Raw genomic sequence first — 13528 nt, forward strand, 5'->3', positions numbered from 1 at the left:
CGGTGTTGGAGCACCAAGTTAGTGGACTCAGAACTCAAGGTCTCAGACGACCTGCGTCAAAGCCTGTACCGCCTGGTGGTGCGTCAGGAACACTTGGCCACTCAGTTGTGCCAACAAATGGCTGCGCTGCAAACGGTCGTGCACGGGGCCCTTGACCTCGGACAGGTGCAGCTGCACACCCGAAGCCTGCAAACGGGCGTTGATGGTTTCCAGGCTTTCGAGTGCGCTGGCGTCAATGTCATTGACCGCCGAGCATTGCAGCACCACATGCCGCACACCTGGCCGCACAGCCACTTGGGCCGCGATGGTGTCTTCGAGGAAACGGGCGTTGGCAAAGTACAGGCTTTCGTCCACGCGCAGGCCCAAAATGCCCGGCTGCTCCAGCACCGCGTGACGCAGCACATTGCGGTAATGCTCGGTGCCCGGCACCTGCCCCACCACCGCGATGTGCGGGCGGCTGGTGCGGTACAGCAGCAACAGCACCGAGGCGCTCACGCCCGCGATCAGCCCGGCCTCCACACCCACCGCCAAGGTCAGGCCAAAGGTCAGCAACAAAGCAATGAAATCGGCCTTGGCGTAACGCCAGGTGCGGGCAAACACCCCGACATCGACCAAGGTGAGCACGGCCACCATGATGGTCGCGGCCAAAGTGGCCTGCGGCAAATGAAAGAGCCAAGGTGTCAAGAACAAGGCCGCCAGCGCCAGCCCCACAGCGGTGTAGATGCCTGCGGCAGGCGTGCGTGCACCCGCATCAAAATTGACCACCGAGCGCGAAAACCCGCCCGTGACCGGAAAGCCGCCGGAGAGTCCTGCGCCCAAATTGCTCAGGCCCAGCGCACGCAGCTCGGCATCGGGGTCGATGCGTTCGCGCCGCTTGGCCGCCAAGGACTGGCCCACCGACACCGACTCCACAAAGCCCACCAAGGAAATCAGCAAAGCGGGCACCCACAAAGCCTGGGCCAGCGCCCATGAGGCGGCCCACCCATCTGTCGATCCACCCGGCAGCGTGAGCGGCGGCAAGCCTTGCGGCACCGTGCCCACCACCCGCACACCCTGTTCAGCCAACTGCCAGACGGCTGAAAAAGCAATGCTCAAGAGCAGCACCGCCACCGGGGCCGCCTTGGCCGCCAGATCGGCCGCGCCCGCGGACACCCCCAAGCGCTTGAGCCCGGGCTTGAGCAGGCGGCGCACCAACAGCAGCAAAGCCAAAGCACCCAGCCCCATCGCACTGGTGGGCACATGCAGGCTGGACAAGTTGTGCCACAGCTGCGGCAGCAGTTGCAAGAGGTTCTCGCCATGCAGGGGCACACCCAACAAATGCTTGAGCTGGCTGGCCGCGATCAACAAACCCGACGCCGAGACAAAACCCGAGATGACCGGATGGCTCAAAAAGTTGGCCAAAAAGCCCAACCGCGCCGCGCCCATCACCAGCATGATGGCCCCGCTGAGCAGGGCCAGCATCAAAGCCGCCTCGGTGTACGCCACGCTGCCTTGCGCCGCCACCGCGCCCACACTGGCCGCCGTCATGAGCGAGGTCACCGCCGCAGGCCCCACGGCCAAAGTGCCGCTGCTGCCCATCAAGGCATACAGCACCAAGGGGGCCATGCTGGCGTACAGGCCCGCCTGCGCCGGCAAGCCCGCCAACAGCGCATAGGCCAGGCTTTGCGGAATCAACATCAGGGTCACCACGACAGCGGCCACGCCATCGGCGGTGAGCAGTGAGCGGTCGTAACGTCGCCCCCAATGCAGAATGGGGAACCAGCGCTGCAGTGCGGTGGGTGTGGACACGGCGTTCAAGTTTCAAGCCTTTGCGCGGAACAAAGAGCCCACAAAAAAGGCCCCAAACGGCACAAAAGCGGCCATCACGAGCAGCGGTACGGCATGCCCACGCAAATGCCCTTTCCAGGCATAAAACAGGACCATCAGCACATAGGCCACAAAGGCCGCGCCGTGGATCGGGCCCATGAGGCTCACCGCCTCGGGCATGTCGGCCAATCGTTTGAGCGGCACGGCCACCAGCATCAAGAGCAGCAAGGTGGCCCCTTCGGCCCAGGAAGCCACGCGCAAAGGACGCAAGACCGCTTTCAAAGCGCGTCCACCGGAATCTTCAGGTAACGCTGGCCGTTATTTTCAGGCGGTGGCATTTGTCCGGCACGCATGTTCACCTGAACCGAAGGCAAGATCAGCACGGGCATGGACAAAGTGGCATCGCGCTTGTCGCGCATGGCCACAAACTCGGCCTCACTCACGCCTTGGTGCACATGCACATTTGCCTTTTTTTGCTCGGCCACGGTGGTCACGCATTGGGGCTGGCGGGTCTCGGGCGGGTAGTCATGGCACATGAACAGCTCGGTGTTGTCCGGCAAGCTGAGCACTTTCTGGATCGACTGGAACAACACGCTGGCACTGCCCCCAGGAAAGTCGCAGCGTGCCGTGCCGTAGTCGGGCATGAACAAGGTGTCACCCACAAAAGCCACCTGCCGCGCAGGATCGACACTGGCATCTGTGACCACATAGGTCATGCAAGCCGGGGTATGGCCGGGAGTATGCAGGGCCTGGGCTTGCAAAGCGCCAATCTGAAATGTTTCGCCGTCGCCCAGCAAGCGGTCGAACTGGCTGCCGTCGCGGGCAAATTCGGTGCCCGCGTTGAACAGTTTGCCAAAGACGTTTTGCACCGTGGTGATGTGCGAACCAATGGCCAATTGGCCGCCCAGCTGCTTTTGCAAATAGGGTGCGGCCGACAAATGGTCAGCGTGCACATGCGTCTCCAAAATCCATTGCACACGCAGGTCCAGCGCCTTCACACGCGCCACCAATTGGTCGGCGCTGGCGGTGTTGGTGCGGCCCGACTTGGGGTCGTAGTCCAGCACGCTGTCGATCAAAGCGCACTCCCGGGTGCTCAGGTCGGCCAGGATGTGGCTGAAGGTGAACGTGGCCGGATCAAAAAACGATTCGATGTGCATGTGGGCTGAACGCATGGTGACTTCCTTGGCAGTGGAACAACAAAGGTCCTTGACACCCCCTGCCGCTGGGCGGCAAGGGGGCAAGCCTTGAATTTACAGGGACTTGGTGGAGAAATACCAGTCCTTCATGGCGTAACCCTCGCCTTTGCGCTTGGCAATGGCTTCGGGTGTTTTGGGTGGTGGCACGATCACGTCGCAACCAGGCGTCCAGCCCTCAGGGGTGGCGATCTTGTGGGCATCACTGGTCTGCATGGCTTGCAACAAACGCACAAACTCTTCAATGGAGCGGCCGTTGCTCATGGGGTAGTACACCATCGCACGCAGCTTGCCTTCGGGGTCAATGAAGAAGGTGGCACGCACGGCTTGGGTGTCGGCAGCGCCGGGGTGGATCATGCCGTAGGCTTGGGCCACTTCCATCTTGATGTCGTCAATGATGGGGAAAGGAATCTCCACACCAAAGTTGTTCTGAATGCTTTGCATCCAGGCCAGGTGCGAGTAGATGCTGTCAATCGACAAGCCGAGCAATTCGCAGTTCATGCTCTTGAACAACTCGGCACGCTTGGCAAAACCGATGAATTCGGTGGTGCACACAGGCGTGAAGTCGGCAGGGTGCGAGAACAAGATGAGCCACTTGCCTTTGTAGTCGGCGAGGCTTCGGGGGCCGTGGGTGGTGTTGGCGCTGAAGGCGGGAGCGGCTTCGTTGATGAGGGGCATGGACATGGCGGGTTTCCTTTGAGGTTGACTATCGATTTTCGAAATCGAGAGATTTATTCAATCGATAGGGTCAACTGTACATACCTCAGCAGGTATTGGGCATGAGTTATCGCAATGATTGGCATAGTGACAATTGCGGTCGTGAAATCGACAAAATTGATCCATCGCAAGCCCTCAAGGTCTTGTCCATGCATGGCCCCAAAACCACAGGCCTCAATGCTTGGCTGGCCCTGCGGCTTTGGCCGCCGCATCAAAACCGCCTTTCGCCTGCCACTCTGTCATGCCGCCTTGCAAGATGCGCACGTTCTCCCAGCCCGCCACGCGCAGCGCAAAACCGGCTTGGGCCGACAGCGACCCGGTGTTGCAATAAATGAGCACAGGCTTGTTTTTGGGGATGGTGTTGCGCTTGGCCAGCACCTGTCGCCAGTCCATGTTGACCGCGCCAGGAATATGTCCCTTGGCAAATTGCGCCGGGTCACGCGCATCGATCACCACCATCTTGGGCCACTCGTCTTTGGGAATTTGCTCGGCAAAAATCACACCGCCGCCGTAGTCCACAAACTCCAGATACGCCTCCATCTCGTCGGTGGCAATGGCTTTGTTGTCGGCGTGGGCCGCTGAGGCCAACAGCAAGCTGCCAGCGGTAGCAGCAGTCAGTGCGAGGGTGCGAAAGCGCATGGGGGTCTCCACATGGTCAGGTAATATCAGTCAAAACGAATATTGTCGCTGAACGGCTGCAAAACCTCCAACAAAAGCTTCGCCGCACATGTCCAGAGACAAAAATTTCACCGCGCTGTTGCTCACCCTGGCCTTGCACGCCGGGGTTTGGCTGCTGGCCAGTGGCTACCCATTCCAACACGTCAGCCCACCGCAAGTGCCCAAAACAGCTGAAAAAAATGTCTTTCTGGAACTGATCCCGCCGCCGCGCCAGCCACAACCTGAACCGACATCAGCGCCCCCCACAACACCCATCACGGCGTCCCCACCCGACACAGGCTTGGCGGCTCCGATCCCCTCGCCCTCGCCCTCACCCGATCACCCCCGCGCCAGCATGGCCGCCCCCCCGCCACCCAGCGCCGAAGAATGGGCTTTTGCCGCCCAGTACACGAACAAAAACAGCAAGGGCTACCGCTACAGCTGGGGCCAGCAAGTGCGCAGCATGATGGGCACCGCCGTCGAAGGTCCCGACCAAGGCGTGGTGCGCTTTCGCATCGAAATCGCCCCCGACGGCCGCTTGACTCAGCTGCAAACGCTGTGGACCACATCGGCCAAGGCCGAACAACTCGCCCGTCAAGCCATTCAAAACATGCCGCCGTTGCCGCCCATCCCTACGGGCAAGCCGCTCATTTTTGACAAGACGATTTCGTTTTCACCTTTTGCCAACGACGGACCGCCCATTTACAGGGACGACTGCTTGCCCGAGCCGCCCGTGTTCCGCAACCCCTTTGCTTGGGACGGGACATCGCCCCAAGTGGTGGCAGCGCCCACCCCGACCACCCCAATGGACCCGCAAGCCCTGGCCGACTGCCTGCGCCAACTGCCCAAAGACAGTATCGAAGCCGAAAGCGCCCGCGACCAGCGCCTGATGGACCAATGGGGTGCGAGCAAAACGGAAAAATCTACCCCTTGAGCGCTTCAAGGATTGGCCTCAAAGTCCAGAAAAACACGGTTCATATTGGCGCGGTGCAGTTCGTCAAAGTTCTGCAGGTGTTTGAATTGCGCAGGGGCCGCATGGGCATCAAGGGTCTCGCCCATGGGCTCCATAGTGCGCGCCGCTGAACCCACTTGCGTGATCAGAAAGCGGTAATAGTCACCCGTTTCTTTTTGCGCTTGCGCCATGTCGGTCACGCGGCCATGGCCGGGGACCACGTGCCGAGGCGCGAGGGTGCGCAAACGCTCAAAAGCCTGACTGGCTTGGCGCACATTGGACTGCGGCAGCACCCCCAAGAGACGGTCCACATAAACCAGATCCCCCGTCAGCACGACATCGTAGGCCGGCACATGGATCATGGTGTCGCCCGGGTAATGCGCATTGGTTTGTATCCACTGCAACTGCACACCGCCCAAGGTCAAAGACGCCTGCGTTGCAGGATGAACCACCGAGGCGTACTGCACTTGGGTCCCCTTCATCTGATCGCCCACAACACGGGATAAGCCGAGGATTTGCTGCTCGCCAAAGACTTTTTGGGTCTGCACCGTTGCGGCCAAGGCATGCACCTGAGCACCTTTGGCCGCAAAGTAAGCATTACCCAACCAACGGTGATCTTGTGAACCCGTGTTGAGCACCCAGCGCACGGGTTGCGACGTCACTTGCGCAATGGCTTTTTCCAACATGGCCGCGCTGTGCGCACTGGCACCGCTGTCAATCAGGATCACGCCCTGTGGCGTCACCACAAACCCGTAATTGGCATTGAGCCCGGCGTTGGTTTGGTTTCTCTGGCCCATAGGCCCCACGATGGCGTACACAGGGCCCGTCACCTGTTCGGGTCGCGGCTCATACACCGCCTCGTCGGCTTGTGCACACCCCATACAGGCCCACAAGCCCAGGGCGAATGCAGTGCACAAAAGAATCCGTTGCCCAATCATTTTCATCTCCTTGAGTCTCGCACCCGCACGAACCATTTGCTCGTTGAGCACGGGCACCGCTTATTGAGGTCGGTCCAGACCAAGATCCATCCATTGGATGGACATGAAATAAACTGTTGCTCTGCGTACCAGGGAATTGTCGCCTTTGCAGTTGCAGATGCCTCAGCGGGTCAACCTGAAAAATAAATTGGCCAAAGTTTCAGGCAATTGCGCCATGCGGTCGACCAAGGTGCAATGGTCACCAAACACATGGCGCACACTCGCTGCGTGCGCTGGATGCAACTGGATGCACCACACAAAAACGCCTTGGGATTGCAAGCTGTGCACCACTTGGCGGGCGTCGTGCATCAGGTAGTTCGGGTCCGCCACGTCCACGTCAGAGGGTTCGCCATCGGTGAGCACCAACAAAATTTTCTTGGTGCTTTGGCGCTTGATCAAGGTCCGCGCGGCATGGCGAATGGCCACGCCCATGCGGGTGGAATATGCGGGCTCCAGCGCAGCCAATCTGGCCTTGACAGGGTCTGCCCACGGCTCTTCAAAACCTTTGATGTGCATGTAGCGCACATCGTGTCGGGTGTTGGAATGAAAACCGCCAATGGCCAAAGCGTCCCCCAACTGGTGCAAAGCCCACGCCAGCAAAGCCACCGACTCTTGGCTGATTTGCAAAACGGTTTGGTCCGAGCCCGGCGCTTTTTCATTCAGCGAAGCCGACAAATCCATCACCAGCTGCACACTCACATCACGCTCGATGGGCTTGATGTGTTGCTCCACGCGGTGACTGGGTGTGTGGCCCGTTTTCAGGTCGATGTGCGCGGCCAAGGCCACATCCAAGTCCAGCTCACTGCCGTTTTCCAAATGCCGCTCGCGGGTGCGACCTTGGGGTTTGAGTTGATCGAGCAAACGTTGCAGACGTTTGGAAAGTGCAGCATGACGCAATAACAACTGGTCAATGTCATCAGCATGGCCAGGCGGGTGCAGGTATTCAAACACCCTCACCCAGTCGGGACGCTCACTGCCAGCCAAATAATCCCACTCGGGGTAGAGCTGAGGCGGCAAGCTGTGCAGCTCTTCATCCACCAAGCGCTTGGGGCTGGACACGGTGTCTTCTTCGTCACCATCTTCAATGTATTGCCAAAGGTGGCGGTTGTCGTCACGCCAATCCACTTGCGTGTGTTCGAAATGCACTTGCGCCTGCGCATCACTGGGACAGCGTGTGCGGGCCACAAACTGCAGCGCCAACTGCGCCACTTGGGCGGTGCGCACTTGCCCCGTGACAACGCCCTGCTCGGTATCCGTACCCTGCCCTTGCCCATCGACCAAGGCCATGAAACGCTCGCGCCACTCTCGCAGTTGCGGGTCTTGCATCTCAAAACGTTCATCCAAAACGCTACGGCTCCACACACTGAGGCGGTGCAGCACACAGGCGTGCGTGGCCTCATTGCAGCCGCCTTCTTGCACGGGTGGGTACAGGGCGAGCAGGCTGTGCCGCAGACCTGGCCAGGTGCGCATCAACAGCCAATCGATGCGGGTGTCCTCAAACCACTCCACTGCGAGCCTTTGCATCGGGCTCCAGTTGTCGGCAATGCAGGGCGTAGACCACTGGATGTGTCCCGCCATGTGCATGAGCATGAGGCGGTAACGGTCCAAGGCGCTGACGCCATCACGCGCATCCAACACATCCGGCAAGCCCATGGTGTAGCTGGTCCCTTTGTCGGTGGACTCCAACAACAAACAGGGCAAGACCGATACGGCCTGCACCCCATGCTCCGCGCTCATTTGAGCAGACGGCAGGGGCAACACATGCGCTTGCAATTGCCACAGGGCTTGCAGGCTCAGGGTGAGCGTGCGCTCGGCATCACGCAACAAAGTGCCGTGGCGTTCACGCTGCAACACAGCCAAACTGTCGGGACTGCGCAAGGCAAAGTAGTCTTCTTGTTGGGGTGGGTGGTGCGCATACGCACGCGCTCCAAAATCCACCCAGGCTTGCCAGCCTGACAAGGACAGTGTTTGCAACAGTCGCGGAGCTTGCAGCAGCAACTCCGACAAACCCGCGCTGGGCAAAGTCGCTTGTCGGCCATGAATAGATCCAGTGGTGCGATCCATGAAATGACCGACCGTCTGCAAATACGCTTGCAACACAGACAGACCACCCAAGCGCTGAGCCACAGGCCCGAGGCTGGTGAGCAAGGGGGCCATTGCGGCACTGTTGGGCGACTTGTGCATGCGTCGCAACAAGGCCATCACGACCTCGAAGGCTTGCTCCGCATCGCTCTCGCCCAAAGCTTCCACCACTTCGGGCCAATAGGTCAGCCATGCCAGCACGGGCGAAGCGCCTCTACCGAGTTTGCCCAGCTGACGACCACCCTGCCAAAAGGCCTGCAATGAGGCCGGGCTCAGACGCGCAATGGCTTCGTGTGCGCAGGCTTCAAAAACCGGGCGCACGGCGGGCAAAGCGCAGTCCAAGGCTTGCCAGCCCGCCAACACTTGGGGGTCGTGTGCCCAAGGAAAGTTAGGATTGGAGTTGGGGTCAGACCCAGCAGGCATCGATGGCATGGTCCAGGCTTTGTCGGATGTCCAAGTCATCGGTGATGGGGCGCACCATGGCCATGCGGCAAGCGTCGCGTGGTGCAACACCTTGGCGCATGAGCTGAGCCGCATACACCAGCAAGCGGGTGGACACGCCTTCGCTCAGGCCGTGGCCCTTGAGCGCACGGGCTGCTCCCGCAATTCGCACCAACTGCGTGGCTGTGGTGGTGTCGATGCCCGTTTCACTCACCACGATTTGAGCTTCCAAATCGGGCAAGGGGTAATCAAAATCAAAGGCCACAAAGCGTTGTTTGGTCGAGGGCTTCAAATCCTTCATCGCGCTTTGGTAGCCGGGGTTGTACGAGATGACCAACTGAAAGTCGGGGTGGGCTTGCACCACTTCGGCTTTTTTATCGATAGGCAAACAGCGTCGGTGATCGGTCAGGGCATGGATCACCACCGTGGTGTCTTGCCGCGCCTCTACCACTTCGTCCAAATAACAGATGGCCCCAGTGCGGGCCGCTTGGGTCAGCGGCCCGTCCACCCAACGCGTGCCCTGACTGTCGAGCAAATAGCGGCCCACCAAATCGGAGGCCGTCATGTCCTCGTTGCAAGCCACCGTGATGAGCGGCTTGCCCAAGCGCCAAGCCATGTGCTCCACAAAGCGCGATTTACCGCAGCCTGTGGGGCCCTTGACCATGATGGGCAAACGCGCTGCATAAGCGGCTTCGTACAAAGCCAACTCATCGCCTTGCGCGTGATACAGGGGTTCGCTGTGCATTGAGGGCTCCTGTTTTTGGACGTGCGGCTCAGCTCACTTGTGTGCCGACAGCTTGTCGCGCCAACCGGGAAACAGTTTGTCAGCGTCACCAGGGAATGAAGCGAAGGCACGGGCGAACTCTTTATGCTCTTTGGCGAACTCGATCGGGTCAGCACCCGACTTCCAGCACTCATACGACTGACGCAGAGAAATCGCGCCAGCAGCTGGGCTGTCGATGTGGCCATACGAGCCGCCACCGGAGGTGTTGATCACGTTGCCATGACCCAAGTTTTGGAAGAAACCTGGCAAACGCAGTGCGTTCATGCCACCCGAGATGATGGGGGTGGTGGGCTTCATGCCATACCACTTTTGAAAGTAAACCGGACCTTGGCACTCGTCGCGCTCAATCATGTAGGCGATCATGCGATCGTCATTTTCGCCTTCCATCTTGCCGTAGCCCATGGTGCCCACGTGGATGCCCGAGGCCCCCTGCAAGCGCGAAATCTTGGCCAATACAAAAGCGGTATAGCCGCGTTTGGCGCTGGGGCTGGTGACCATGCCATGACCTGCGCGGTGGTAGTGAAGGTATTGGTTGGGGTATTGACGACGTGCGGTGGTGATCATGCCGGGGCCGCCCACAAAACCATCCACCAGAAAAGCCACTTTGTCAGCGTCAGGGCCAAAGGCTTCCAGGATGAAGTCGGCGCGGGCGCACATCTCGAAGTGGTCGTCGGCAGTGATGTTGGCCGAGAACAGTTTGGCTTGCCCGGTTTCGTCTTGTGCACGTTTCATCGCATCAACAACCAAAGGAATGGTCTTCTTCATGGGCGAGAACACTTGGTTACCCTGGGGTTCATCGTTTTTGATGAAGTCACCACCCAGCCAGAATTGGTAAGCGGCTTGCGCGAAGGGCTCGGGGCGCAGGCCCAACTTGGGCTTGATGATGGTGCCGGCAATGTAGCCACCGTCTTTGATGGGGCGGCCCAAGATGCGCCACATGTCCGAGATGTCTTTGCTCGGACCATCGAACAACTGGATGGCGCGCTCGGGAAAATAAATGTCGTGGATCTTGGCGTGCTGGATGTCGCCCATGCCTTGGTTGTTGCCAATGACCAAAGTCAGGATTGAGACCATCATCATGCGGCCATCGGTCACATTGCGGTCAAACAAATCCATCGGGTAGGCGATGCGCATGTCCTCGGTGGCTTCGTCGATGTGGTAGACCAAGGCGTCAAGGCCTTTGGTGAAGTCGTCCGTGGTAGACACCTCAACGTTGGTGCCCGTAGACGATTCGGCGGCAAAGTGCGCCGCCGCCTCCAGGTAGCCGTAACCGGACTTGGGTTTCATTTTGTAGGCCACCAAAATGTGGCGACCACCTTGGATGAGGCCCTCCTCTGTGAGGCTCAGGTCGGCATAACGTGCGCTTTGGTCCATTTTCTGTCTCCAGTCAAATTGCGGGGTTGAAGTGATGACTGGACTTTAAAAATCTTCTGCAATAAGGTAAATTCAATATTCATCACAACTAAATTAAGTAAAGACTGAATGAAGAACGCCACCTTCCGCCAACTGCGCGTGTTCAACGAGGTGGCTCGACACCTGAGCTTTGTGCGTGCCGCCGAAAACCTGCACCTGACCCCGCCCGCCGTGACCATGCAGGTCAAGGAACTCGAAGGCCATGTGGGCATGCCCTTGTTTGACCGGCGCGGCAAGCAAGTGAGCCTGACCACCACGGGCGAGTACATGCTGGTTTATGCCCGCAAAATTTTGGCCACCGTGAAAGACGCCGAAGACGCTGCAGCCCGTTTGCAGCGGGCTGAAACCGGTGTGCTGACGATTGGCTTTGTCAGCACGGCCAAGTATTTTTTGATGAACATGCTGGCCGACTTTCGCAATCTGCACCCAGGCGTGGACATCCAGATCCTGATTGGCAACCGCGACCAGCTCGTGAGCATGCTGCAAAACAGCGAGGTCGACATCGCCGTGATGGGCCGCCCCCCCAAAGAGCTGCAAACCCGGGCCGAGCCTTTTGCAGCGCACCCGCATGTGTTTGTCTCGTCCGTGGACCACCCACTGGCCCAGCGCGATCACCTGCGTGTCGAAGACCTGCGCCCCTATGACTTCATCGTGCGCGAAAAAGGCGCGGGCACCCGCGCCGCAATGGAAAAGTTCTTTGAAGACACACACGTCGAGCCGCGCATGAAGATCCAGCTGCACAGCAACGAGATCATCAAGCAGGCCGTGATGGCGGGGCTGGGCCTGGGCTTTTTGTCGATGCACACCATTGGCCTGGAACTCGAGCACAAACTGATCCGCATGCTCGATGTGGAAGGCGCGCCCGTGGTGCGCTCATGGAACGTGGTGCACACCCAATCCAAAATGCTCTCGCCCGCAGCCGAGGCGTTTCGCTACTTCATGCTCGAAGAAGCCGAAAGCCACCTGGCGCAACGCTTTGGCATGCACTGGCCCAAGACCTGAGGTCAGGTGGGTCAAACCACCAGCGCACACCTCATCGCAGAAAATCGCTCACCCCAAAAGTCCGCATCGTTGCAAGCTCAAGTCACCTCAAGATGTTTGCACGATTGATTTGCATCAATTGATTTGTGTCGTGCGTTTCTAGAATCCTGGTCAAGCTGGGCCACAGGCCCTTTTCTGTCAACAGATCCGAGACAACACATGAAGAACATCGCAGCCTGGATTTTGGGCCTGAGCCTGTCGGGCTTGGCCTTTGGTCAAGCCGCCACCATCGCCGTGGGCACGCCTTTGAACATCATCGACACCCAAAAATCGGTGATGGTCCAGACCGCCAAAGGCCCCATCACCATCACCCGCACCATGACCCCTTGCGCGAAAAATGGGGGCAACTTGCAGCCCTTGGTGCCCGTGCCCGGCGTGCATCCCGTGGGTGAGATTGAAATCCTCGAGGCCTTGAGCGACCGCAACGCCATCGTGCTGGACATGCGCGACACCAATGACCGCGTCAAAGGCACCATTCCCGGCTCGGTCGGCATCCCCTACACCGAAGTGGCGGCCCGCATGAACGAGTTGGGCTGCAAGAAAAATGGCAGCCAATGGGATTGCGCATCGGCCAAAAAGGTCTACGCCTTTTGCAACGGCCCTGTCTGCCCCCAAAGCCCCATGGCCATCAAAGCCATGACCCGCGATGGCTTCCCGGCCGACAAGATTTATTACTACCGCGGCGGCATGCTGGACTGGGACGCCCTGGGCCTGACCAGCGTCAAAGACGAGTTTTAATCAGCTGCCTTGAATCACTGGCGCTGCAACAACACTTCGTTGGTGATCTCATAGCGCCTGCCCTGTTTGTCGCAGGGTTTTAAGGCACCGTCGCGGACCAGGGCACTGATTTCGCGGCTGACGGTTTCGAGTTTGATGTCGAGCATGGCGCCCATGTCGTCACGCGCAAAAAATGAAGTGAAATCTGGTTGGTCTGGGTCGCGCATTTTCAGGGCCAGGGCGGCCACACGTTGGCGGGCAGAGCCGAAGTTCAAATCGGCCAGCCAGTCGTCGGCGTCTTTCAGGGCGCCCTGCCACTTTTGCATCAGGCGTTTGTGCAGCCGTGGCGAGTTGGACGACAGGTGATGCAGCACAGACAGGGGTATGCGGCAAACGTGGGCTTCGACCAAAGCAATGGCTTCGCAGTCGTAGCGGGCGGTGGCCAGGGCTTCGAGGCCGATCACGTCGCCCGGGCGCAGCACGCGCACGATGCGTTCGCGGCCATCCGCGGTGGCCCGCACCAGCTTGACCATGCCTTTGCGCAGCGTGAAAACCCCCACCGCCGTCTCACCCTCGGTATACAGCGGTGCGTCAACCGCGAACACCATGTCGTCGATGGGGGTGTGGATTTCGCCAAAGTCCTGTTCGTTCAGGTCGGCAAAGAGCACCATGTCACGGATGCCGCAGTTGCGGCAGTCCGAGGTGCCTTTCCAGGCCGAGTCAATCTTGATGGGGATCATGTTTTGAA

13 protein-coding genes are annotated in these 13528 nt (G+C 59.5%); 3 read left to right on the forward strand and 10 right to left on the reverse strand.

All coding sequences use genetic code 11. The annotated features are described in order from the left end of the window. Positions 1-42: 42 nt before the first annotated feature. The 5 genes from ACHEXK_RS11985 to ACHEXK_RS12005 form a co-directional block, all read right to left on the reverse strand. Positions 43-1788 (reverse strand): SulP family inorganic anion transporter, encoded by a 1746-nt coding sequence (locus ACHEXK_RS11985; RefSeq protein WP_416546471.1) that lies wholly within the window; start codon positions 1786-1788, stop codon positions 43-45. A 12-nt stretch (positions 1789-1800) separates the two neighbouring features. Continuing rightward, entirely contained in the window at positions 1801-2076 is a 276-nt protein-coding gene (locus ACHEXK_RS11990; protein WP_416546473.1) for a DUF3817 domain-containing protein, read from the reverse strand. An 8-nt stretch (positions 2077-2084) separates the two neighbouring features. Next, a complete protein-coding gene (locus tag ACHEXK_RS11995; protein ID WP_416548937.1) occupies positions 2085-2963 on the reverse strand; it encodes an MBL fold metallo-hydrolase in 879 nt (292 codons plus the stop codon). A gap of 93 nt (positions 2964-3056) precedes the next feature. Continuing rightward, on the reverse strand, positions 3057-3683 hold the full coding sequence (locus tag ACHEXK_RS12000; protein WP_090140118.1) for a peroxiredoxin: 627 nt from the start codon (positions 3681-3683) through the stop codon (positions 3057-3059). 207 nt (positions 3684-3890) lie between these two features. Continuing rightward, entirely contained in the window at positions 3891-4355 is a 465-nt protein-coding gene (locus tag ACHEXK_RS12005) for a rhodanese-like domain-containing protein (protein WP_416546475.1), read from the reverse strand. An 88-nt stretch (positions 4356-4443) separates the two neighbouring features. Between ACHEXK_RS12005 and ACHEXK_RS12010 the strand changes: the two genes are divergently transcribed. Further along, the gene (locus ACHEXK_RS12010; RefSeq protein WP_416546477.1) at positions 4444-5307 is read left to right on the forward strand and encodes an energy transducer TonB family protein; all 864 of its coding nucleotides are present in this window, start codon (positions 4444-4446) and stop codon (positions 5305-5307) included. Positions 5308-5312: 5 nt separating this feature from the next. Here the strand turns inward: ACHEXK_RS12010 and ACHEXK_RS12015 are convergent, their stop codons facing one another. From ACHEXK_RS12015 to ACHEXK_RS12030, 4 genes are all read right to left on the reverse strand, one after another. Beyond that, the gene (locus ACHEXK_RS12015; RefSeq protein WP_416546479.1) at positions 5313-6269 is read right to left on the reverse strand and encodes an MBL fold metallo-hydrolase; all 957 of its coding nucleotides are present in this window, start codon (positions 6267-6269) and stop codon (positions 5313-5315) included. A 156-nt stretch (positions 6270-6425) separates the two neighbouring features. After that, positions 6426-8816 (reverse strand): nitric oxide reductase activation protein NorD, encoded by a 2391-nt coding sequence (locus tag ACHEXK_RS12020; RefSeq protein WP_416546481.1) that lies wholly within the window; start codon positions 8814-8816, stop codon positions 6426-6428. Beyond that, positions 8791-9570 (reverse strand): CbbQ/NirQ/NorQ/GpvN family protein, encoded by a 780-nt coding sequence (locus tag ACHEXK_RS12025; RefSeq protein WP_416546483.1) that lies wholly within the window; start codon positions 9568-9570, stop codon positions 8791-8793. The genes ACHEXK_RS12020 and ACHEXK_RS12025 overlap by 26 nt, the downstream gene beginning before the upstream one ends. Before the next feature lie 33 nt (positions 9571-9603). Beyond that, complete coding sequence (locus ACHEXK_RS12030) at positions 9604-10983, reverse strand: ribulose-bisphosphate carboxylase (RefSeq protein WP_416546485.1); 1380 nt, start codon at positions 10981-10983, stop codon at positions 9604-9606. Positions 10984-11091: 108 nt separating this feature from the next. Between ACHEXK_RS12030 and ACHEXK_RS12035 the strand changes: the two genes are divergently transcribed. Both ACHEXK_RS12035 and ACHEXK_RS12040 read left to right on the forward strand, forming a co-directional pair. Continuing rightward, positions 11092-12024: a LysR substrate-binding domain-containing protein gene (locus ACHEXK_RS12035; protein ID WP_416546486.1), complete on the forward strand. Its 933-nt coding sequence runs from the start codon at positions 11092-11094 to the stop codon at positions 12022-12024. Between the two features lie 198 nt (positions 12025-12222). Then, positions 12223-12801, forward strand: coding sequence for a rhodanese-like domain-containing protein (locus ACHEXK_RS12040; RefSeq protein ID WP_416546488.1), 579 nt, complete (start codon positions 12223-12225; stop codon positions 12799-12801). 14 nt (positions 12802-12815) lie between these two features. Here ACHEXK_RS12040 and ACHEXK_RS12045 read toward each other — a convergent pair whose 3' ends face one another. Beyond that, positions 12816-13520 carry a Crp/Fnr family transcriptional regulator gene (locus tag ACHEXK_RS12045; protein WP_416546490.1) on the reverse strand — a complete coding sequence of 235 codons (705 nt, stop codon included), beginning with the start codon at positions 13518-13520 and terminating at the stop codon, positions 12816-12818. Positions 13521-13528: the final 8 nt, after the last annotated feature.

Origin of the sequence: Limnohabitans sp. DCL3 (genome assembly GCF_048019295.1) — a bacterium.
Taxonomy (GTDB): domain Bacteria; phylum Pseudomonadota; class Gammaproteobacteria; order Burkholderiales; family Burkholderiaceae_C; genus Limnohabitans_A.

Bases quoted from the DNA above. Each gene is read 5' to 3' on its own strand.
- ACHEXK_RS12035 (WP_416546486.1), top strand. From the start codon at position 11,092: ATGAAGAACGCCACCTTCCGCCAACTGCGCGTGTTCAACGAGGTGGCT.
- ACHEXK_RS12020 (WP_416546481.1), bottom strand. From the start codon at position 8,816: ATGCCATCGATGCCTGCTGGGTCTGACCCCAACTCCAATCCTAACTTT.
- ACHEXK_RS12030 (WP_416546485.1), bottom strand. From the start codon at position 10,983: ATGGACCAAAGCGCACGTTATGCCGACCTGAGCCTCACAGAGGAGGGC.
- ACHEXK_RS12025 (WP_416546483.1), bottom strand. From the start codon at position 9,570: ATGCACAGCGAACCCCTGTATCACGCGCAAGGCGATGAGTTGGCTTTG.
- ACHEXK_RS12045 (WP_416546490.1), bottom strand. From the start codon at position 13,520: ATGATCCCCATCAAGATTGACTCGGCCTGGAAAGGCACCTCGGACTGC.
- ACHEXK_RS11995 (WP_416548937.1), bottom strand. From the start codon at position 2,963: ATGCACATCGAATCGTTTTTTGATCCGGCCACGTTCACCTTCAGCCAC.
- ACHEXK_RS12010 (WP_416546477.1), top strand. From the start codon at position 4,444: ATGTCCAGAGACAAAAATTTCACCGCGCTGTTGCTCACCCTGGCCTTG.
- ACHEXK_RS12040 (WP_416546488.1), top strand. From the start codon at position 12,223: ATGAAGAACATCGCAGCCTGGATTTTGGGCCTGAGCCTGTCGGGCTTG.
- ACHEXK_RS12015 (WP_416546479.1), bottom strand. From the start codon at position 6,269: ATGAAAATGATTGGGCAACGGATTCTTTTGTGCACTGCATTCGCCCTG.
- ACHEXK_RS12005 (WP_416546475.1), bottom strand. From the start codon at position 4,355: ATGCGCTTTCGCACCCTCGCACTGACTGCTGCTACCGCTGGCAGCTTG.
- ACHEXK_RS12000 (WP_090140118.1), bottom strand. From the start codon at position 3,683: ATGTCCATGCCCCTCATCAACGAAGCCGCTCCCGCCTTCAGCGCCAAC.